Genomic DNA, 20,533 nt, shown 5'->3' on the forward strand with positions numbered 1-20,533 from the left:
GACACGTCAGGGCACAACCGGAGAAGGATTGCCTCGCGATGATCAGTTATCATGAGTTTGCTTGTCGATCCACGTTCGCTCTATCGGAAGCCACCCTACGCGGCTCCTGTTCAAGAACCTCCAGGCACCGAGGAGGAGATGGACCCTGCGGCTGATCACGGAGAGGACAGCTATGTGGGAAACAAGCTTCTCGAAGGTCGGCGTGCTCTCATCACTGGCGGAGACAGCGGCATCGGTCGTGCCATCGCCATCGCCTTTGCCCGTGAAGGCGCCGACGTGGCCATCTCTTACCTCAGTGAACATGATGATGCCGAGGTCACTGAGCAATGGGTGATGGAGGCTGGCCGGAAGGCTCTGCTTCTACCAGGTGACCTGAGTTCCAAGCAAACCTGCAAACAGGTGGCGGAGGCTGCTGTGGCGCAGCTCGGAGGTGTGGACATCCTGGTGAATAACGCCGCCTTCCAGCGCGCTCGCAAGAAGCTGGATGACACCGACGACGATGAACTCGTGAAAACCTATGAGGTGAACTTCTTTGCCATGTTCAGGCTGTGCCAGCTCCTCTTGCCGCAGATTCCGGCGGGTGGTTCGATCATCAACACTGCCTCCATCCAGTCGTTCGACCCGAGTCCGGAGCTGCTCGCTTATGCCTCCAGCAAATCGGCCATCGTCAGCTTCTCGCGTTCGTTGGCCAACATCGCCATTGAGCAAGGGGTGCGTGTGAACTGCGTTGCACCGGGTCCGGTCTGGACGCCGCTGATCCCCTCCACGCTGTCGAAGGAGAAGGCGAAGATGTTTGGCGCGCACACGGCCTTTGGTCGTGCCGCGCAGCCAGCCGAGCTGGCACCGCTCTTTGTCTTCCTCGCCAGTGCCCAGGCCAGCTATGTCACGGGTGAAGTTTACGGTGCCACAGGCGGTCAGATGCCTTTGTGATGCTTCTTGAGCGCACCGTTCACGTCTTGGGCGAGGCCATCGCATCCCGGATGGCCTTGCGCACGCTGTCGATGTTCAGCGGCTTAACCAAATGTGCCACAAAGCCAGCGTCGAGTGAGTCGCGGATGTCCGTTTCCATGCCATAGCCGCTGAGGGCGATTCCACGCCAGCCGCGTCGCTTGCGTAGTTCACGCATCATTTCCACACCCGTAAGGTCGGGCAAACCGATGTCACTGACGACCAGATCACAGTCTCCGCTTTCGGCAAACTTCAGCGCCTCGCCAGCAGTCCTGGCCATGTGCACTTCATGTCCGTCACGCTGCAGCACGCGGGAGAGCACCTGGATGGTGGGCTCATGATCCTCCACCACCAGCAGGCGCAGTGCCTGGATGGATGATGCAGGCGCCTGGCCGCGGACATAGTTGATCGTGGAGGTGGCCAGCGTGCTCAGTTCCACGGTGAAGGTGCTGCCTCTGCCGAGACCGGAGCTCTCTGCGCGGAGCTCGCCCTCATGCAGATCCACTACCTTCTTGGCGATTGTTAGTCCCAGGCCCAGTCCACCAAAGCGATGTCCGCCATGCTCGCCCTGCTCAAAGGGATGGAAGATCTTGGCCATCATCGCCGGGCTGATGCCCACCCCATTGTCCTGCACCTGAAGAGTCAGGCGGCCGGGCGTGGCATTGAAGGTCCGCACGCTGACTTTGCCTGTGCCCAGACCACCGCGGTTGCCGCTGAACTTGATGCCGTTTTTGATCAGGTTCCAAAATACCTGCTGCAGGCGCGCTGCATCTGCCAGCACCTGGCTTTGCTCGGCTTCCAGGAGAAACTCCATCTCGACTCCCGCCGCTGCCGCATCTTCGCGCACGATCTCCTCCGTGTGGCGCAGCAGTGCATGCACATCGTTAGGCATCAGCTGCAGACGCATCTTGCCCTGGGTGATGCGGGTGAGGTCCAGCAGGTCATCAATCAGGCGCGCTTCGAGCTCGATGTTCCGGTGGATCATCTTGAGCTGCTCACGCGTCGCCTCCGGCAGCGTGGGGTCGTGGGCCAGATCACTGGAGCTGAGCAGCACAGGGTTGAGCGGATTGCGCAGCTCATGGCTGAGTGCGGCAAGAAAGTCGTCCTTCGCGCGGCTGGCTGCTTCTGCCTCCTCCTTGGCAGCGCGCAGCGCAGTCTCCGCCTGCTTGCGTTCCGTGATGTCAATCATCACGCCGGCCATGCGCGTGGCGCGTCCGCTGGCGGTGCGTTGCGTCGCCTGGCCGAAGCCGCTCATCCAGCGTTCCTCGCCCGTGTCCGCACGCACGATGCGGAAGTCTGCGCGATACTGCCCTGTCTCCTCCACCGCGACCCGGAGATGGTCACGAATCCGTGCATCGTCCTCCGGATGCACCTCCCGGAGAAAGTCCTCGGGATCCATCGGCCCGTCCATCACCGGCAGGCCTAACAAATGAAAGTGCTGCTCATTCCACACCACCTGGTTCGCCACCACATCATAGTCCCACGCGGCCATCTCTGCGGTCTTCAGCGCCACGCGGAAGCGCTCCTCGCTGATCCGCTGGGCCTCCGCGGCCTGCCGCAGGTCATGGATGTCCGTCGCAGCACCATACATGCGCACCACACGGCCGCGGGCGTCACGCAGCGGCTCGGCACGGATGAGATGCCAGCGATACTCGCCATCAGCACGGCGGAGCCTTTGCTCTTGTTCGATCGATTTTCCCGCAGCCACGGACTCGCGATATTTCTCCGCTGTCCCTGCACGCTCATCAGGATGCAGCACGTTCACCCATCCCCAGCCGATGGACTGCTCCATGCTTTGGCCGGTGTACTCCATCCAGCGGGCATTGTACCAGGCGGTCGAGCCATCGGCCTCGCTTCTCCAGAGCAGATCAGGAGCCACATTGGCCACGGCGTTCAGGCGCTCCTCACTGGCACGCAGAGCTTCCTCAGCACGCGCACGTTCCACGGCGGCCCAGGTCCTCTCTGCTGCTTCCTGCAGGATGATGATATCATCCACCGTCCACTGGCGCGGCTTGCCATGATGCACCGCCAGATTGGAAACCCAGCGTCCGCCCTTGCACATCGGCACCACCAGCTGCGCCCGCGTTTTGATGCTGAGATAGGCAGTCTTCGCTTCTTCCGTCAGCTTCGTTGTGTTCTGCACATCCTGGATGACGAGCGTCTCTCCTGCGCGCAGCTTGTCGATGGCGGACACTCCAAAATCATCCGCCTTGTAGGTGCCGGTCATCTTCGGGAAGTCGCCGGTCACGTAGTTGTCGGCAATGACCACGGTGTTGTCGTCTGCCAGCACATCCGCATAGAGCACGCGGTCCACCTGAAGGGTTTCTCCGACCACACGCATGACCGCTTGTTGGATTTCCAGCGATCCTGAGAGTGGTCTAAGTGCATCACTCAGCTTTAAAAGGAAGCCCTGCCGCTGCTCGCGGCGTTTGCGTTCGGTGATGTCATCAAAGACCACGATCGCGCGGCGGCTGCCTTCACCACCCACACGTGAGGCAAAGATGGTGAACCATGCGCCGAGTTGCTCATGCTGATACTCGATCCTCGCCGGCTCGCCTGTCTTTAGGATCTTGTCATACCATTCATAGCGGCTGTGATCGATTTCTCCCAGAGTCTCGCTCACCGTCTTGCCCGTGCCCTCGAAACCCACCAGACGCTTGAAGGTCGGATTGGTTTCAAGATACCTGATGTCGACCGGGTTGCCGTCGGTGTCATAGATCACCTCCAGGAGACCCAGCGCCTGATCGGTCGAGCTGAAAAGCGTCCTGTACCGCTCCTCAGAGTCACGCAGCGCCTCCTCGGCACGGACACGTTCCAGCGTGGACCAGACTCGCTCAGCGGCTTCCTCAATGAGCGCGATCTCGCTCTGCGTCCACCCACGTGGCACGTTGCTATGAGTGGCGAACACCGCCACCGGATGCCCCTTCTTCACCAACGTGACCGCCACGAAGGCGCCGATCTGCATGGCGCGGTAGTTGTCTTTCTCCTCCGTGGAAAGCTCAGGATCTCCCGGCGCATCATGGAGCACGTAGGTGCCGCTTTGCTTGAAGGCATCCGTGATGAGTTTGCCGAAGGCCTCTTTCGGGTAGCTCCCCACCATGGACTGCACGCCGGAAGTGTAGTCACGCCTAACCACGATTTCGTTCTCGATGATCTCGGCGTAGGTCACGCGTTGCGCGCGGAGGTGCTCTCCGAGAAGACGGGAGGCCTCTCCCTGGATCTCCGCCAGATCTGACAGCGGACGCAGTGCATCGTTGAGCGCGACCCGAAAGGCGTCAGAGGCTGCCCGCCGGTTGAGCGCCTCCTCCGCTCGTGCACGCTCGATCCTCGGGAAGAGGCGTTGAGTGATCTCCTCCAGCAGTTCGATCTCGTCCCGCCGCCACACACGCGGCTTCTCATTCGTGATGGCAAAGTAGTGCGTCCACACGCCATGGCGGAGGAATGGAATGGTCACGAAGGAGCCCAGCTTCAGGCGCGCATAATTTTCGGCATCCGTGCGCGGATCTTTGCCAGTGTCATTGACCACAAAGGTCTCTCCAGCGCGGCAGGCCTTGGCAAATTCCTCCGTGGGGTAGTAGTCGCTCAAGCGAAAGGTCTGCTTCAGGCTCGGAACCTGGTCTGCCATCCAGCCATGATGAATGGTCACCTCGTTCTTCGCCTCATCCACATCCACGCACACACAGCCGGAGAGGCCCAGGTGTTCGCCCACACGCGCGCCTATGGTCTGCATGATCTCATCCGCGCCTGTCAGGCGTGCGAGATCCCTGCTGATCAGGTCCAGGAGAGCCGCGTTGGACTCACGGCGCTTGCGCTCGGAGACGTCTCGAAACAACACGGCGACCTGGTTTTTACCTTGGGCCACGACCCGGAAGGCATTGACATCATAGTGTCTCCCGAGGGCCTCAGCGTTGTTTTCAAACCGCAGGGACTCCCCCGTGCGCGCCACGCGGCCGTAAACGTCATACCAAAACTGTTCATGGCCGGGGTAGAGCTCCCTCACGCTCCGCCCGATGGCATTCGTGAGACCTGTTTGACGCTCGAAGGCCGGATTCACCTCCAGGAAACGGTAGTCAAACGGCTTGTCACTAGCATCAAAGAGGACCTCGATGATGCAAAACCCGTCATCCACGCCTTCAAAGAGCGTCCGGTATTTTTCCTCACTGGCTCCGAGGGCTGCCTGGGCCTTCAGCGCCTCCTCCCTGAGTTCCATCGCCGTCTGCTGCTCGGCGGCCTGGCGTGCCATTTCTGCCCTGAGCCGGGTCACCTCCGCCTGAAGCGTCTCGACCGTGCTTGGCAGGGGTTCGGGAGGTGGGCTGGCTTCTGTCATGGGAATTTCAATGCCTTGAATCGTTGGATCTCTCCTTGTTGGACTTCACGTGTATCTAGGCAAACGACTTTTTGAGCCCCATCTCCCATATAGGATTCCCTCAGAACGCCTTGATCCCCTGCAAACTCGCAAAGCTCACGCGGCGCATGATCTGCTGAAAGTCAGACATCCACGCCACCTTGGCCAGGGAGTCAGTCGTGGCCGCATAGAGCGCGCTTTGCAGGCCGTTTTTGCCAATCGGGCGCGCCACCACGTATTCGCGGTCCAGGAATGGCTGCACCGCCCAGCGCGGCATGGCAGCGATGCCGCGGCGGCTGGCCACGAGCTGGAGGATGGCCACCGTCAGCTCCGTGGTGCGCCGCTTCGCGGGGTCGATACGCGCGGGAATCAAAACCTCGCGCATCACATCGATGCGGTCATCCGGAATCGGGTAGGTCACCAGCGTCTCCGTGGAAAAGTCCTTCGCCGTCAAATACGTCTTTTTGGTTAGGGGATGCTCCTTGGCCAGCAGCGCGGAGACATCATAGCGAAACAGCGGATGATAGGCCGTGTGGGCGCGTTTCACCGCGTGGGAAACGATCACAAGATCTGCACGATCCTCATGCAGAAGGCCGATGGGATCCGCATGGAAGCCGGAGACCAGGTCCTGCTCCACCTCCGGCCAGCGCTCGCGGAAGGCATCCATGCTCGGCATCAGCCAGTCAAAGCAGGAGTGGCACTCCACCGCGATGCGGAGCTGCCCCGTGTTCCCACCCGCGATGCGCGCCAGATCCCTCTCCGCCTCCGCCATCTGCTGCTCCATCTGCCGCGCCAGGTCCAGCAGCCGCTGGCCTGCGGGTGTGAGCTTGATCGGCATCGTCTTGCGCTCAAACAGCGGCAGTCCGCACAGTTCCTCCATCACCCGCACCTGATGCGAAACCGCCGGCTGTGAAAGGTGCAGCCTCTCCGCCGCCTTCGACAAACTATGCGTGTCCACGATCGCCGAAAGCGTGCGCAGATGACGAAATTCAAGCGGGGCAGTGGGTGCGGTCAGCATGAATGGAATGAATGCGCAAACATGGATTCCATTCAAGCGGTGAAAGCGCCATCCGGCCCGTCCTCACGCCTCAGTCATCCGGCATCTCGCCTCCTGCATTAGTGTCGATATCCGCGATGCTGGAATGGAACTTCAGCCCGGTGATTTTCTCAATGTAGGCGAGCGGCACTTGAGCGGTCGTGAAGATCTCATCGAAGCGCAGCACCTCGAACGCAATGTCTCCCACAAGCCTTTCTTGTGACAGCCGGTAACACGTCGTCCGCAGCTCACCGTCCCCGTCATACCAGCAGACGACCTTGAAGAAACGCATGGCGACTTGAACACCCTTAAACACCGGGTCTTCGTCGTCGTTGAAGAGCGGGCCCGCGAAGACGCAGATACGGCCCGCCTTGCCCTCCTCGTTCTCGATGCCCTTCTCCAGCAGCTCTTCTTCGAGCAATCCCCATTTGCCCCTGAGGCCGAATCTCGCCCGGTTCAGGGTAGGCACCTGGGGCGCCGCATTCACATAGCTGCAGGACATGTCTGCGGCCAGCTTGGCACGTGCCAGCGTCCTTCCCCACTCGACGTCCTCGCGCCGGGCCATGTGACCTTTGTCAAAGCCGCTCTTGGCATAGAAGTCGTCGTTGAGCTGCACATCGTAGTCGATGCGGTTGTCGCGGAACCATTTGTCCTGTCGTGACCCGTCTTCGTCGAGTTCCGGGTAGCGCCATTTCGAATGAACGTTGAGGCCCACGACCACCGGCACGCGGCGCACGGCGTGCTGGATGGCGCTGAAGTGATGGTATTTGAGCGTGAAGGCGCTGGGACTGTTCTTCAGGTAAGCCAGTTTTCTCCGCAGATCCTCGGACGGGGTTGGCATGGGCAGATACACGCCCATGAAATCGGTTTCGAAGCCCGCGCAGTCGGAGAAGTCGAGTTCGTCCTCGAACTTCTTCTCAAAGACAAAGGCTTCCGTCAGCGGAGATGCGGTGAAGCCCAGTGCCGATGTGGTGATGGCCGGAACACCGCCCGTCGGCGAGATGTTGATGTTGATGCTGATCGGCGCCACGGCACGGGCCGGGGCGGCGGGTTCGACAACAGGAGCCACGATGGTCCGCTCCACATCCGACGCTGGACGCGAGAGGAACGCGAAGGGACGGCTGTCCGTGTAAGCAGGAGAAAGCAGGGCCTGGACCGCCGGGTGTGTCACCACCGCCGGATGGGTGGAGAGGTGGTTCATGATCGTGCTGACACGAATCCCGCGATTGCTTTCCCACACGATGCGATCTTCATCGATACGGTCTCCGATGGGTTGGATGATCTGGTCATCCTTGTCGATATAATGTCCCGCGGCGTCCTTCTTGGCGACACCGGCACTGTGCAGGGCGATGACCTGCCACTGATCATTGAACACCGGCGCTCCGCTGCTGCCTCGAGCCGTGTCGCTCACGTAGATGATGGCGTCGTCCAGATCCACGTTGATGATCTCGTTCTTGCGGATCGCGATCTGCTTCTCGCTTCCTCCGGGATGCTGGATGATCGTCGCGGAGTCACCTTTGCCAGCTTTGCCACGGGCACCGTTCAGGACGAGGTAGCCCTGGTTGCGAAGCGCATGCTTTCCGCTCTTGTCGGTTGGGCGGACGGCGACCACGGCCAGGTCCAGATCCTTCCAGGTGTGAAGAAAACGATCAGGATCCAGCTCGAAGGCGATGGCGGCGGGACGTGTTCCATCAATGTCGAACTCGAAGTTAAACTCGACCGTCGCATCTTTCACCAGGCCACGAAACTGGGTCACGTCATTCACCGGGAAGACGTGATGGTTCGTCACCAGCAGTTCCTCGGAGATCAGGAAACCGGTCGCCACGGCACCCTTGCCCTCGCTCTTGTCAAAGTAGCGGATGCACCCGACCGCGCGACTCTGCTGGAGGCCGATCGCGAGGTAGTTGATCGGCAGCAGTTCGTTCTCGCCGATGTAGCGCTCGAAAGCATCCGCCACAGGCTCGGCCGTCACCGCTGCAATCATTTGCTTACGCCGTTCGACGTGCTCCTGCCCGTCGAGGGCGAGTGCGGATGCGGTGCTAATGCGCTTCCGGATGGTTTGGATCGTCTTGTCGCTGACATCCCAGGCGGCCCTAGCTTTCTCAATGAGGTCGATGGGGACTTTCATGGCGGACGGGTGATCTAAATGCCGAGGTGTGCAACCGTAAATTTGTTACGGAATTGCTTTTTGTGCCTGTTTGTTAGACCGGGCGTGTGCATTCATCTGGCGAATACAGACCGGCAATACAATGAATTGGATGAAAGTGGAGGGCGGGTGCTCTGTGGTTGTCCATGACACAAACCAAGACACACATCCTCGGCTACCCGCGCATTGGGGAGCAGCGCGAACTCAAGAAGGCCACCGAAGCTTACTGGAAGGGGAAGCTCTCTTTGGACGAGCTTCTGGCCACGGGCAAAACACTGCGCCAGACGAACTGGAAGAAGCAGCAGGCGGCAGGCATCGACCTCATTCCCGTCAATGATTTCTCCTTTTATGACCAGACGCTGGACATGAGCTGCCTGCTGGGAAACGTGCCTCCGCGCTTTCAGTGGAAAGGCGGCCAGACAGACGTGAACACGGTCTTCACTGTCGCACGTGGCACGCAGGGCGGTGCTTCACCGGTGGCGCATGAGCACGGTGCCGACTGCGGCTGCACGGGTGGCAAGGTCTCCACCTATGCCAGTGAGATGACGAAGTGGTTCGACACGAACTACCACTACATCGTTCCCGAGTTCCAGTCGGATACGAAGTTCGCCCTCAGCAGCAGCAAGGTGTTTGACGAGTTCGCCGAGGCGAAGGCCCTGGGGCTGAATGCCAAGCCGGTGCTGATCGGGCCCGTGACTTACCTTTCGTTAGGCAAGGTGCAGGACGCGAAGAACCCGGACTTCGATCCGTTCACGTTGCTGGGCAACTTGCTGGACGTGTATGAGCAGGTCATCAGCGGGCTCGCTGCTGCGGGCGCTGAGTGGATCCAGCTGGATGAACCCGTGTTCTCCCTCGATCTAAATGACACGCAGCGTGCAGCCTTGAAGACGGCCTATAACCGTCTGTCCAAGGTGAAAGGCTCAGCCAGGCTTCTTGTCACCACCTACTTCGGCGGAGTGCGGGATAACCTGGATGCGTACCTCGCGCTGCCGGTGCAGGCTCTGCACTTTGACTTCGTCCGCGGTGCTGAGGACATTGACGCAGTGCTGGGCAAGTTCCCGAAGGACAGGATTCTCTCCGTCGGCATCGTCGAAGGCCGTAACATCTGGAAGAACAACTTTGACGCTTCTCTGGCCGTGCTGGAAAAGGCCAGGGCCGCCGTGGGACTGGATCGTCTTTGGGTGGCTCCATCCTGCTCGCTGCTGCACAGTCCTGTCACCTTGCGCAACGAGGGTGCATTGGATGAGGACCTCAAAAGTTGGCTCGCCTTCGCGGATGAAAAGCTGCTGGAAGTCGGCGTGCTCAATGCGCTGCTGAATGGCTTGGCTCCGAAGGGCCTGCTGGAAGCCAATCAAGCCGCCGCGGCATCGCGGAAGGCCAGCAAGCGCATCCACAATGAGGCGGTGAAGTCTCGCCTCGCTGCCGTGAGTGCCAGTGACTACGAGCGCGGCTCCGTCTTCACGGTGCGCCAGCAGAAGCAGGCTGCTAAACTGAGCCTCCCTGAGTTCCCCACGACCACCATCGGCTCCTTCCCGCAGACGGCGGAGGTCCGTGCGGCTCGTGCGCAGTGGAAGAAGGGCACGCTCAGTGATGCGGACTATGACAGGTTCCTCAAGGCAGAGACCGCCAGGTGCGTGGCCTGGCAGGACGAGATCGGCATCGACATGCCTGTGCATGGCGAGTTTGAGCGCAATGACATGGTGGAATACTTTGGCGAGAACCTGCAAGGTTTCGCCTTCACCAGCAACGGCTGGGTCCAGAGCTACGGCAGCCGTTATGTGAAGCCTCCGGTCATCTTTGGGGATGTCAGCCGTCCGAAGCCAATGACCACTTACTGGTCAGAGTATGCGCAGACCCTGACCCATCGCCCGATGAAAGGCATGCTCACGGGTCCGGTGACCATCCTGCAGTGGAGCTTTGTTCGGGATGACCAGCCGCGCTCCGTGACCACGCACCAGATCGGCCTCGCCATCCGTGACGAGGTGGTGGACCTGGAGAAGGTCGGCATCGCCGCCATCCAGATCGATGAGCCTGCCATTCGCGAAGGCCTGCCGCTGCGCCGCAGTGACTGGAAGGATTATCTCGACTGGGCCGTCAATGCCTTCCGTCTCAGCGCCAGCGGGGTGAAGGACGACACGCAGATCCACACGCACATGTGCTATGCGGAGTTCAATGACATCATCCAGGCCATTGCTGACATGGACGCGGATGTGATCACCATCGAGACCAGCCGCTCGAACATGGAACTGCTCGAGGCCTTCGTGGGCTTCCAGTATCCGAACGAGATCGGGCCCGGTGTGTATGACATCCATTCTCCACGCGTGCCGACGGAAGAAGAAATGGTTAGGCTCATGAGCAAGGCGGAGGCCGTGCTCCCGCGCCGTAACCTCTGGGTGAATCCTGACTGCGGCCTCAAGACCCGTGGCTGGGAGGAAGTAAAACCTTCCCTCATTCACATGGTCAGTGCTGCGAAGAAGCTGCGCGCGGCAAAGCCCGTCACCGCCTGATTCCTCCACATCCTGGGGCGTTCACCGCGCCCCAGGATTCCAGCTCTCTCTAACTTTCTGCATTTCCCGCCTATGTCCACCACACCGCTCCAAGCCTACCTCGCCAAGACCGAGCCTAACAAGATCAACAACGCCACGGTCGCCTATCTCGCCAATCTCACGGAGACCGCGAAGGTGTCGCCGACGATCGCGAAGTCCATCGTGCAGGAGCTGGTGGACCAGCGTCGCCATTTAAAGCTCATTGCCAGTGAGAACTACTGCTCGCTCTCCACGCAGCTCACGATGGGCAATCTGTTGACCGACAAGTATGCGGAAGGCTATGTCTTCTCACGCTTCTACGCCGGTTGTGATAACGTCGATGCCATCGAGGCCGAGGCCTGCGAGCAGGCAAAGAAGCTCTTCGGCGTGGAGCATGCCTATGTGCAGCCGCACAGCGGCGCGGATGCAAACATGGTCGCCTACTGGGCCATCCTCAGCGCCCGAGTCGTGACACCGGCCTTGGCGGAAATGGGCGAGACGAACCCCGCCAAGCTCAGCGTCGAAGACTGGAACAAAGTCCGCGCCATCACCGGCCAGCAAAAATTGCTCGGACTGGACTACTACTCCGGCGGTCACCTGACTCATGGCTATCGTCACAATCTCTCCGCGCAGATGTTTGAGGCGCATGCCTATCAGGTCGACAAGGCCACAGGCCTGCTCGACTACGATGCCATCGAGAAACAGGCGCTTGAGCTGAAGCCGCTCATCCTGCTGGCGGGTTACAGCGCCTATCCGCGCAAGATCAACTTCCGCCGCATGCGCGAGATCGCGGACAAGGCAGGCTCCGTGTTCATGGTCGACATGGCGCACTTCGCCGGGCTTGTGGCCGGGAAGGTCTTCACGGGTGATTTTGATCCATGCGCTCATGCCCACGTCGTCACGACCACGACTCACAAAACACTGCGCGGTCCGCGCGGGGGTGCCGTCTTCTGCGTGAAGGAATTTGCCGAGTATGTGGACAAAGGCTGCCCCATGGTGCTCGGCGGACCACTGCCGCACGTCATGGCCGCGAAGGCCATCGCCTTCACTGAGGCAAACACGCCCGCGTTCCAGACCTATGCGCAAAACATCGCGAAGAACGCCGCGGCGCTTGCCGAGGCCTGCATCGCTGAAGGTCTCATGGTTCCCACTCAAGGGACGGACAATCACCTGCTGCTCATTGATGTGCGCAGCTTCGGTCTGAATGGACGTCAGGCAGAGAGCGCTCTGCGTCGTGCAGGGTTCACACTGAACCGCAACTCCCTGCCCTTCGACCCGAACGGCCCGTGGTATACCAGCGGCCTGCGCATCGGCGCTCCGGCCATCACCACGCTCGGAATGGGCACGGAGGAGATGAAGGAGATCGCTGCGGTGATCAAACTCATGCTCGCCAGCACCAAGCCGGAGATCATCAAAAAGGAAGGGGAGCCTGAGGCGCTTAGCAAAGCGAAGTTCGTCATCGAGCCAGCGGCGGAGAAAGAAGCCCGTGCGCGTGTGGATGCATTGCTGTCGCGCTTTCCGGTCTATCCAGAACTCGATCTGGAGGCCCTTCGTCCCTTCCTCGGCTGATCATCCTCCACACTTCATGTTATGCATATTCGCGATATCCTCCAGCCTTCACGCTCCACCTTCTCGTTCGAGTTTTTTCCCGCCAATACCACGGAGGGCAGGGACCGCCTGAATGACACGATCACGCAGCTCAGTGGCTGTCAGCCGGACTTCGTGAGCATCACCTATGGGGCAGGGGGCTCCACGCGAGATGCCACAAGGCAGCTGGTGGAGCATGTCCGGCAAAGCACGCCGCTGAACCCGGTGCCGCACTTCACCTGTGTGAATCACCAGCGGCAGGACATTGATTCCATCCTGGGTCACTATGCCGGGCTCGGCATCAGCAACATCCTCGCCTTGCGTGGAGATGCTCCACGCGGCTCCACCAGCTATGACCATGGCAAAGACTTCTGCGTGAATGGCGCGGATCTGGTGCGTCACATCCAGACTTTCAATGAAAGCGGTGTGCATTTTGATAAACGTGGCTTCGGCATCGGTGTGGCCGGGTTTCCGGAAGGGCACCCAGGCACGCCTAACCGAGTGTTGGAAATGGATTACCTCAAAGCCAAGATCGATGCCGGTGCGGACTACATCTGCACCCAGCTCTTCTTTGACAATCACTACTTCCACGACTTCCGCGAGCGCTGTGATCTGGCGGGCATCCGTGTTCCCATTCTAGCGGGCATTCTGCCGGTGACCTCGATGGCGGGCTTGAAGAGAATGGCCGAGCTGTCTGGCGGCACGAATGTGCCCGCGCGTCTGCTGAAATCCTTGTCCAGGGTTCAGGATGACCCGGCGGCAGTGATCGAGATCGGCCTCCATCATGCCACGGAGCAGTGCTCGGAGTTGCTGTATCACGGCGTGGCTGGGATTCATTTTTACACGCTCAATCAAGCAGCTCCCACCCTGGAGATCCTGAAGAGGTTAGGAAGAGCACCGGCCAAAGCGGCCGCCTGACTCACCGCCGAGTACGCACGAGCTTCGCGAATCCGAGCAGCGCCGGGTTCGTGTTCCTGCGCAGCCAGGCAAACTTGTATTGATACTTGGGCATCTTTCCTTTCAGCGGCAGAAATCGCACGCCAGGAGTCGCCAGGGAGGAGATGCGCGATGGGAAAAGCGAGACACCAAATCCGGCTGCGACATAGTTCAGCACTGTGGAGGCACGATCTGTCTCGCGGGCGATGCGCGGCTCGAAGCCGGACTTTCGACACAGCTCGATCAGCCAGGGATTAAAGACCGGAGCGTTGGCTTGCGCCGTGAGATAGATCGCCTCATCCTTTAAATCCAGAAGACGGATGGAGGTCTGTTTCGCCCGCGAATGCGCGGCAGGGATGGCGGCCACCAGTTCATCTTCCGTGACCGTGAAGGTGTCCAGCTCCGGATCCGGTGAGTCCACGGCGAGGCCGATGAATCCGCAGTCCAGCCGCCCGGAAAGAATGCCCTCGCGCTGCTGCACCGGTCCCTGCTCGCGGAGCACGAGATCCACGGAAGGATACTGCGCTCGATAGGCCTGCAGAAGCTCCGGCAAGAGGGACTGGCTCAGCGTGCCGATGAAGCCGATGCGCAGAAGTCCCGTCTCACCACGATGACGGCGCTGCGCCTGCACCACCGCATCACGTGTGTCTTCGAGGATCTGCTTCACGCGTTCGAGAAAAAGCGCGCCGGTCTCCGTGAGTGTCACACCATGCGTGTTTCGATCTAGCAGCCGCACCTCCATCTCGGACTCCAGATCCGCGATCGTCTTGCTCAGGGCTGACTGGGCCACATGCAGCCGCTCCGCCGCGCGGCTGAAGTTCAGCTCTTCGGCGACGACTTGAAAGGTGCGGAGGTGGCGCAGTTCCATGGTCAAACTGGTAATCTGATTATTCGATCACGGCAATAGAATCGTTCTATTTCAGATATAACAGACCTCATGGCAGTCTGGGGGCGTGACGAATCCACCGCGGTTCATCCGAGCCTTAGAAGTAAATCAACGCACCTAACAAACAGACGCCATGAAAACCATCACCCCAATCCTCGCCGCCAGCGCCCTCAGCCTCGCCGCCACCCTCCATGTCAACGCCCAGGACAGCAGCACTCACGAGCTGAACGTCGTGAACCAGCTCACCACCAAGGCGGCGGTCGCCTCGCTGCCCATCTCCCAGTTCCTCAATGCTCCGGGCAATGAGGCGCTGAAAGCCTTCTTCTTCACTCCGGTGAAGGACACGACCCTGCTGAAGGGCAAACGCATCGCCGTGCTGGCCGCGGATGGTTTTGAAGAGATCGAGCTCACCGGCCCTGCCTGGTATTTCCGCGCTCTCGGTGCGCAGGTGGACATCGTCTCACCGAAGTTCAATCCCGCGCCTGCCCGCTATGGCCTGAGCACGCCGGACATGGCCAAGGATCACATCATGGCCATCCAGTATCTCAATCCGGTCGGCTGGATCAAAGTGGACCGCACGGCCGACCAAATCAAAGTCGACGAGTATGATGCCGTGTTCATTCCTGGTGGTGCGTGGAATCCTGACAACCTGCGCCATGACAAGGATGTGGTCCGCTTTCTCCAGGACTTCAACAAGAGCGGGAAACTCATCGCCGCCATCTGCCACGGCCCGGTCGTGCTGGCTTCCGCGGATCTGCTCAAAGGCAAGAAACTGACAGGCTACTGGAACATCCAGATCGACCTCAAGAATGCGGGTGGCGAGGTGCTGGAGCAGGCTGTGGTGGTCGATGGAAATCTGATCACCAGTCGTCATCCCATCGATGTGGCAGATTTCTCGCTTGCAGTGAGAGACTGGCTGACCGCTCGTTGAGTTGATCCGTAATCATCCCGCTCCCAATTCCAAATCTGGCAAACATCATGACACCGAAGCTCTTCACCCCGTTTTCCATCAAAGGAGTCACGCTGCGGAACCGCATCGCCGTATCGCCCATGTGCCAGTATATGGCGGTCAACGGATTGCCTACCGACTGGCACCCTGCGCACTATGAGTCCCGTGCTCGCGGCGGCCCAGGCCTGGTGACGGTAGAGGCCACGGCGGTCAGCCCGGAAGGCCGCATCACTCCCGGGTGCCTGGGATTGTGGAGTGATGAGCACGCCGCTGCCTTGCGGCCCATCGTCCAGGGTATCAAGGCCGCCGGCGCGGTGCCGGGCATCCAGATCGGACACGCCGGGCGCAAGGCCTCCGCCAATCTGCCATGGGAGGGCGATGATCACATCCCAGCGGACGATCCACGCGCCTGGGAAACCATCGCCCCCAGCCCGCTGGCCTATGGCGGCGGACTGTCCCGCGTGCCTACGGAAATGACAAAGGCGGACATCGCCCGAGTTCGTGAGGACTTCGTGGCCACGGCCAAGCGGGCACGCGACACGGGCTTTGAGTTTCTCCTGCTGCATTTTGCCCATGGTTATCTGGCGCAGAACTTTCTCTCCCCGTGGTCTAACCAACGTTCCGACGAGTATGGTGGCAGCGCAGAAAACCGCGCGCGTTTCATGATCGAGACGCTCGAGGCCGTGCGCGCTGTCTGGCCGGATCATCTGCCGCTGGCGGCCCGCCTCGGTGTCATTGAGTTCGACCAGTCCGACGAGCAGACTCTCGCGGAGTCCATCGCTCTCGGAAAGCGTTTTAAAGAGCTCGGCCTCGACTTCCTTGATGTCAGCATGAGCTTCTCCACTCCCACCGCCAAGATTCCCTGGGGACCCGGGCAACTGAGGAAGATCGCCCAGCGTGTCCTGGCCGAGACGGGCCTGCCAGGCTCCACCTCCTGGAACATCAACAGCCCCGCCCTCGCCGAGGAAATGCTGCAGGAGGGTTCTGTCGACATGGTGATGATCGGCCGTCCCATGCTGGCCAATCCCCACTGGGCTTTCGCTGCGGCTCGTGAACTGGGCCTCGCGGACCCCGTCTCGCTCCTGCCGTCTCCTTATGCCCACTGGTTGTCCCGTTATCACTTCGCGTGACGGATTGCGCCTCTTCACCGCATCCATTGACCCAGGCCTATGAAAGCGCTCATCATCGGAGCCACCGGAGCGACCGGGAAGGACCTTGTCCACGTGTTGCTGCAGGATCCTAGTTACACGGAAGTGGTGGCTTTTGTGCGCAGGCCTACGGGTGTGCAGCATGCGAAGTATGCCGAGGTCATCACCGACTTCGACAAGCTAGATGGAGTATCAGCCTCGATCACGGGCGATGTCTGGTTTTCCTGCCTGGGCACCACCCTGAAAATCGCAGGTTCGAAGGAGAAGCAGTGGCACATCGATCACGACATCCCTTTGAGCTTCGCCAAGATCGCGAAGAGAAACGGCGTCCGCCAAGCAGTGGTCCTCTCTGCCTATGGAGCCGCTGCCAGCAGCAAAGTTTTTTACTCCAAGATGAAGGGCACCTTGGACGAGGCCATCCTCAAGTTAGGCTTTGAGTCCTGCCTGATCTTCCGCCCCGGCTTCCTGCTCCGCGAGAACACCGATCGTCCGAGCGAACGCTTCATCGCCCAAGGATTGAAGTTTCTGAACTGTCTTGGTTTGCTCAAGAAGTTCCGGCCCATGCCCACCTCAACGCTTGCCGGGAAGATGGCTGAAGCTGCCAAGGCTAATTCCATCGGCACGCGCATCCTGGAGCTTGATGAGATCTTCAAGGGTTTAACCAGCTTTTCGTCACAGTGATCAATTTTTACACCCCGAGCTTCTACCGGATTAGCAAGAATTGTCCTGACGAAACGAGAAGGCAGCTGCGGTGCCGTCGCTGCCCTCTCCAGATCCGAGGACGAGAGTTGCTATTCGTCTATCACGACATTGGTCTTGGCAGACCCTTTGGCTCCGGTGGCAGCGCCCATGATGCCGAGGCCGAGGATGACAAGACAGCCGACGATAATCCACTGCTGGTCCACTCCAAGGGTGGATGCTGTGTAGGCCGCGCCAGCGATGACGAGGAGTGTGCCAAAGATGTATAGGATGACTCTGTTCATGATGGTAGAGGTTGTTTGTTGAGGATGTTACAAGCCCATTCACTTCGCAGAGTTGATGCCAAGCAGATTGATTCCTTTATAAGTGGCTGACGATCAGATGTTTATGTTAGTGTGGGTGCTGCGGAGCAGCATCTCGCAGCCAGCGTATTGCAATGTGCAGCCCACCGATATTGTGCAATTTGCACCATGCTAAGCCAAGCCATGCAGTGCATGCGACGGCGTCGGGCAAGTCACACCGAGCTGGCCATAAGCGGCACTTTTTATCTTTCGATGGTGGCGGAGAGGGTGGGATTCGAACCCACGGTGACCTTTCGGCCACGCCAGTTTTCAAGACTGGAGCCATAAACCACTCGACCACCTCTCCAGGTGCACTGCGGATACCCTGGGACGTAATCGAAAACCGGGGCCTTTGCCAACAGGAACTTTCGCGGATGAAACAACACCACGATAGACGGCCCCCGGGGCCTTCGTAGCCTGCGCCCTGATTTTTTCCATGCGTCTCCTCCTGCCTCTCACCCTCGCCGCCAGTTTCGCGGCCCATGCTGCGGATCCCAAAGAGCAGCCCATGACGCCTGGTGGTGTCTATCGCGCTCATGACATGCAGCGCCCGCGCCCGCCGGTGGTCACACCGCCCGGCTTCAGCACGCAGGACAAGGCCGGAGCTCCACCCTCAGACGCCATCGTGCTCTTTGACGGCAAGGACCTCTCCCAGTGGAAGTGTGATCCACGCAAAGACACGCCTCCGGGCGATGACCAACCGCGCTGGAAGGTCGAAAACGGCTACGCTGAGATCAGCGCCAAGGCGGGCGGCATCCGCACGCGGGAAAAATTCAAGGGCGACTACCAGTTGCACATCGAGTGGCGCGCGCCAGACGTGGTGGTGGGCAATGGCCAGGGCCGTGGCAACAGCGGCATCTACATCGGCGGCTTCCCGGAGATCCAGGTGCTGGACTCCTACGAGAACGACACCTATCCCGATGGTCAGGCCGCAGGCCTCTACAGCAACTACCCGCCCATGGTGAATGCCAGCCGCAAGCCCGGCGAGTGGCAGACTTATGACATCCTCTTTGAGCGTGCGCAGAAGGGCGGCAAGGCCCACCTCACGGTGATCCACAATGGCGTGGTGGTGCACTACCTGCGTGAGATTGAGAGCAGCGTGCAGGAGGGCGATATCTCCCTTCAGGACCACCTGAATCCGGTGCGCTATCGGAACATCTGGCTGCGTCCGCTGCGTGTGGATTCAGACGCCGTGGGCACGAAGCCACCAGCCCCAGCTGCAAAGCCGGCTGAAGCTGCCAAACCTGCTGCTCAGGCCAAAGACAAGCCCAAGGCCGCCAAGGTGGACCAGGTCATCAAGATCAAGACGATGACCGCGCAGATGAAGTATGATGAGAACGAGTTCACCGTGCGCCCAGGCCAGCAGGTGAAGCTGATCTTTGAAAATGGTGATGACCTCCCGCACAACATCGTCTTCTGCCAGCCCGGCACGAACACAGTGGAAATGGCGATGAAGCAGATGGAGAAGCCTGAGGAGGCTTTGAAGCGTAATTGGTTGCCCGATGACAAGCGCATCTGGCTGAGCACGAAGCTGCTGAACCCGCATGAGCGCCAGGAGATCATTTTTACCGCGCCTGAAAAGGGCGGTGAGTATCCCTTTGTCTGCACCTTCCCAGGTCATGCGCTGACCATGAATGGCAAGCTGAAGGTGCTGCCGCTGGGTGACGGCCTGAAGGATCTGAAGTTCGCTCTCTACCTCGGCAAATGGGAGGCTCTGCCAGACTTCTCGAAACTGAAGCCGCATCGTGAAGGCGCCGTGGCGGACAACCTGATCGACATCAAGCTCGACGACTACAAGAACGAGTTCGGCGTGGTCTTCACGGGCAAGCTCAATGCACCGCGCAAAGGCAGCTACCGCTTCTACATCTCCGGCGACGATGGCGTGCGCCTGCTGGTGGATGGCAAGAAGGTCGTGGAATACGACGGCATTCATCCTGCGGGCGATATCAAGGAAGGCAGTACCCAGCTCGAGGCTGGCGATCACGAGCTCCGCTATGAGTACTTCCAGGGCGGTGGCGAGATCTTTACCTTTGCCGCCTGGAAGAGCGCGAACTTTGACATCACCCCGCTCTCCCGCTGGACTCCGAAAGGCTGGGAGAAAGGTGCGAAGGCCAAGCAGAAGAAGGAGTTTGATCCCATCCCTGTCATCGTGAAGGACGAGCCGGTCATTTACCGCAACTTCATCCAGGGCGCGGGCAACCGTGGCATTGGCGTGGGTTATCCTGGCGGCATCAACATCGCCTGGAGCGCCGAGAGCATGAACCTCGCCGAGTTCTGGCGCGGTGCCTTCATGGATGCCGCACGTCATTGGAACTCCCGTGGCGGCGGTCATGAGAAGCCACTGGGTTATGATGTGGTCCAGCCGACCGGCGAAGTCACCCCTGCCTTCTTCGTCACCGACAAGCCAGATGCCGAATGGCCTGTGTGGGACAAGACCAAGCGTTACGAAGGCTTCGCCTGGAAAGGCTATTCGCTGGATGCCAAGCGCAACCCAACTTTCCGTTATACCTGGAACGGCGCTGAGGTGGAGGAAAGCTATGCTGCCTCCGGCGATGGCAACAAACCCGACGGCAAAGCCACCCTCGTCCGCACCGTGACAGTCTCTGGCAATGTTCCTGCGAATGCCTGGTTCCGCATCGCCACCGGTCAGATCGAAGCCAAGGACGGCACCTTCCTGATCAAAGGCACCACACCCGCTCGTGTTCAAGTCGCTGGAGCTCAAATCGCCGGTAAAAATCTCGTCGTTCCTGCCAAAGCGGGCTCAATGACGATCACGTATCAGTGGGCGCAGTAAATCTTGAGCTTGGCGATAGCGTCCCGGAGTGCGGTGGCAGAGATGCAAGGGCACCCTTGCATCTCTGCCACCGCTCTCGTGCGCACGCAGCGTCGTCTAACAACGGAGGCATTCACTGCGCACCTAGCGGTGTCGCGCCTTAGCGCTTGCCACCGCACTCCGGGACGCTATCGCGCCTTCAACATCTCCCGCC

Annotated in this window: 13 protein-coding genes and 1 tRNA gene; 8 read left to right on the plus strand and 6 right to left on the minus strand. The window is 60.1% G+C overall.

Features of this window, described 5'->3' with window-relative positions:
• Positions 1-51: 51 nt before the first annotated feature.
• Entirely contained in the window at positions 52-930 is an 879-nt protein-coding gene (locus BGE01nite_RS19960) for an SDR family oxidoreductase (protein ID WP_146852943.1), read from the plus strand.
• A gap of 19 nt (positions 931-949) precedes the next feature.
• Here BGE01nite_RS19960 and BGE01nite_RS19965 read toward each other — a convergent pair whose 3' ends face one another.
• The 3 genes from BGE01nite_RS19965 to BGE01nite_RS19975 form a co-directional block, all read right to left on the minus strand.
• Positions 950-5,275, minus strand: coding sequence for a PAS domain S-box protein (locus tag BGE01nite_RS19965; protein WP_146852945.1), 4,326 nt, complete (start codon positions 5,273-5,275; stop codon positions 950-952).
• Positions 5,276-5,375: 100 nt separating this feature from the next.
• On the minus strand, positions 5,376-6,311 hold the full coding sequence (locus tag BGE01nite_RS19970) for a LysR family transcriptional regulator (protein ID WP_146852946.1): 936 nt from the start codon (positions 6,309-6,311) through the stop codon (positions 5,376-5,378).
• A 70-nt stretch (positions 6,312-6,381) separates the two neighbouring features.
• The gene (locus BGE01nite_RS19975) at positions 6,382-8,457 is read right to left on the minus strand and encodes a DNA/RNA non-specific endonuclease (protein WP_146852948.1); all 2,076 of its coding nucleotides are present in this window, start codon (positions 8,455-8,457) and stop codon (positions 6,382-6,384) included.
• 164 nt (positions 8,458-8,621) lie between these two features.
• Here BGE01nite_RS19975 and metE point away from each other — a divergent pair, with 164 nt between their 5' ends.
• From metE to metF, 3 genes are all read left to right on the plus strand, one after another.
• Positions 8,622-10,982 (plus strand): 5-methyltetrahydropteroyltriglutamate--homocysteine S-methyltransferase, encoded by a 2,361-nt coding sequence (gene metE / locus BGE01nite_RS19980; RefSeq protein ID WP_146852950.1) that lies wholly within the window; start codon positions 8,622-8,624, stop codon positions 10,980-10,982.
• A 72-nt stretch (positions 10,983-11,054) separates the two neighbouring features.
• On the plus strand, positions 11,055-12,569 hold the full coding sequence (locus BGE01nite_RS19985) for a glycine hydroxymethyltransferase (RefSeq protein WP_146852952.1): 1,515 nt from the start codon (positions 11,055-11,057) through the stop codon (positions 12,567-12,569).
• Between the two features lie 21 nt (positions 12,570-12,590).
• Positions 12,591-13,505 carry a methylenetetrahydrofolate reductase [NAD(P)H] gene (gene metF / locus BGE01nite_RS19990; RefSeq protein ID WP_146852954.1) on the plus strand — a complete coding sequence of 305 codons (915 nt, stop codon included), beginning with the start codon at positions 12,591-12,593 and terminating at the stop codon, positions 13,503-13,505.
• Position 13,506: 1 nt separating this feature from the next.
• Here the strand turns inward: metF and BGE01nite_RS19995 are convergent, their stop codons facing one another.
• Positions 13,507-14,391, minus strand: coding sequence for a LysR family transcriptional regulator (locus BGE01nite_RS19995; protein WP_146852956.1), 885 nt, complete (start codon positions 14,389-14,391; stop codon positions 13,507-13,509).
• 151 nt (positions 14,392-14,542) lie between these two features.
• On the opposite strand from BGE01nite_RS19995, the gene BGE01nite_RS20000 reads away from it, so the two are divergent.
• From BGE01nite_RS20000 to BGE01nite_RS20010, 3 genes are read left to right on the plus strand one after another with little or no spacing between them, the layout of a single operon-like run.
• Positions 14,543-15,340, plus strand: coding sequence for a DJ-1/PfpI/YhbO family deglycase/protease (locus BGE01nite_RS20000; protein ID WP_146852958.1), 798 nt, complete (start codon positions 14,543-14,545; stop codon positions 15,338-15,340).
• A gap of 47 nt (positions 15,341-15,387) precedes the next feature.
• Entirely contained in the window at positions 15,388-16,488 is a 1,101-nt protein-coding gene (locus BGE01nite_RS20005) for an NADH:flavin oxidoreductase/NADH oxidase (RefSeq protein WP_146852960.1), read from the plus strand.
• A 39-nt stretch (positions 16,489-16,527) separates the two neighbouring features.
• Positions 16,528-17,187: an NAD(P)H-binding protein gene (locus BGE01nite_RS20010; protein WP_146852962.1), complete on the plus strand. Its 660-nt coding sequence runs from the start codon at positions 16,528-16,530 to the stop codon at positions 17,185-17,187.
• Positions 17,188-17,297: 110 nt separating this feature from the next.
• Here the strand turns inward: BGE01nite_RS20010 and BGE01nite_RS20015 are convergent, their stop codons facing one another.
• Together BGE01nite_RS20015 and BGE01nite_RS20020 are read right to left on the minus strand one after the other, a co-directional pair.
• Complete coding sequence (locus tag BGE01nite_RS20015; RefSeq protein ID WP_146852964.1) at positions 17,298-17,489, minus strand: hypothetical protein; 192 nt, start codon at positions 17,487-17,489, stop codon at positions 17,298-17,300.
• 274 nt (positions 17,490-17,763) lie between these two features.
• Positions 17,764-17,853: transfer RNA gene (locus BGE01nite_RS20020), tRNA-Ser, on the minus strand.
• Between the two features lie 129 nt (positions 17,854-17,982).
• Between BGE01nite_RS20020 and BGE01nite_RS20025 the strand changes: the two genes are divergently transcribed.
• Positions 17,983-20,340, plus strand: coding sequence for a 3-keto-alpha-glucoside-1,2-lyase-like domain-containing protein (locus BGE01nite_RS20025; protein WP_146852966.1), 2,358 nt, complete (start codon positions 17,983-17,985; stop codon positions 20,338-20,340).
• Positions 20,341-20,533 lie beyond the last annotated feature (193 nt).

The organism is Prosthecobacter gellanilyticus (assembly GCF_007992435.1).
Lineage (GTDB): Bacteria > Verrucomicrobiota > Verrucomicrobiia > Verrucomicrobiales > Verrucomicrobiaceae > Prosthecobacter > Prosthecobacter gellanilyticus.

Bases quoted from the DNA above. Each gene is read 5' to 3' on its own strand.
- BGE01nite_RS19995 (WP_146852956.1), bottom strand. From the start codon at position 14,391: ATGGAACTGCGCCACCTCCGCACCTTTCAAGTCGTCGCCGAAGAGCTG.
- BGE01nite_RS20010 (WP_146852962.1), top strand. From the start codon at position 16,528: ATGAAAGCGCTCATCATCGGAGCCACCGGAGCGACCGGGAAGGACCTT.
- BGE01nite_RS19985 (WP_146852952.1), top strand. From the start codon at position 11,055: ATGTCCACCACACCGCTCCAAGCCTACCTCGCCAAGACCGAGCCTAAC.
- BGE01nite_RS20015 (WP_146852964.1), bottom strand. From the start codon at position 17,489: ATGAACAGAGTCATCCTATACATCTTTGGCACACTCCTCGTCATCGCT.
- BGE01nite_RS20000 (WP_146852958.1), top strand. From the start codon at position 14,543: ATGAAAACCATCACCCCAATCCTCGCCGCCAGCGCCCTCAGCCTCGCC.
- BGE01nite_RS19965 (WP_146852945.1), bottom strand. From the start codon at position 5,275: ATGACAGAAGCCAGCCCACCTCCCGAACCCCTGCCAAGCACGGTCGAG.
- BGE01nite_RS19960 (WP_146852943.1), top strand. From the start codon at position 52: ATGAGTTTGCTTGTCGATCCACGTTCGCTCTATCGGAAGCCACCCTAC.
- BGE01nite_RS19975 (WP_146852948.1), bottom strand. From the start codon at position 8,457: ATGAAAGTCCCCATCGACCTCATTGAGAAAGCTAGGGCCGCCTGGGAT.
- metF (WP_146852954.1), top strand. From the start codon at position 12,591: ATGCATATTCGCGATATCCTCCAGCCTTCACGCTCCACCTTCTCGTTC.
- BGE01nite_RS20025 (WP_146852966.1), top strand. From the start codon at position 17,983: ATGCGTCTCCTCCTGCCTCTCACCCTCGCCGCCAGTTTCGCGGCCCAT.
- BGE01nite_RS20005 (WP_146852960.1), top strand. From the start codon at position 15,388: ATGACACCGAAGCTCTTCACCCCGTTTTCCATCAAAGGAGTCACGCTG.
- metE (WP_146852950.1), top strand. From the start codon at position 8,622: ATGACACAAACCAAGACACACATCCTCGGCTACCCGCGCATTGGGGAG.
- BGE01nite_RS19970 (WP_146852946.1), bottom strand. From the start codon at position 6,311: ATGCTGACCGCACCCACTGCCCCGCTTGAATTTCGTCATCTGCGCACG.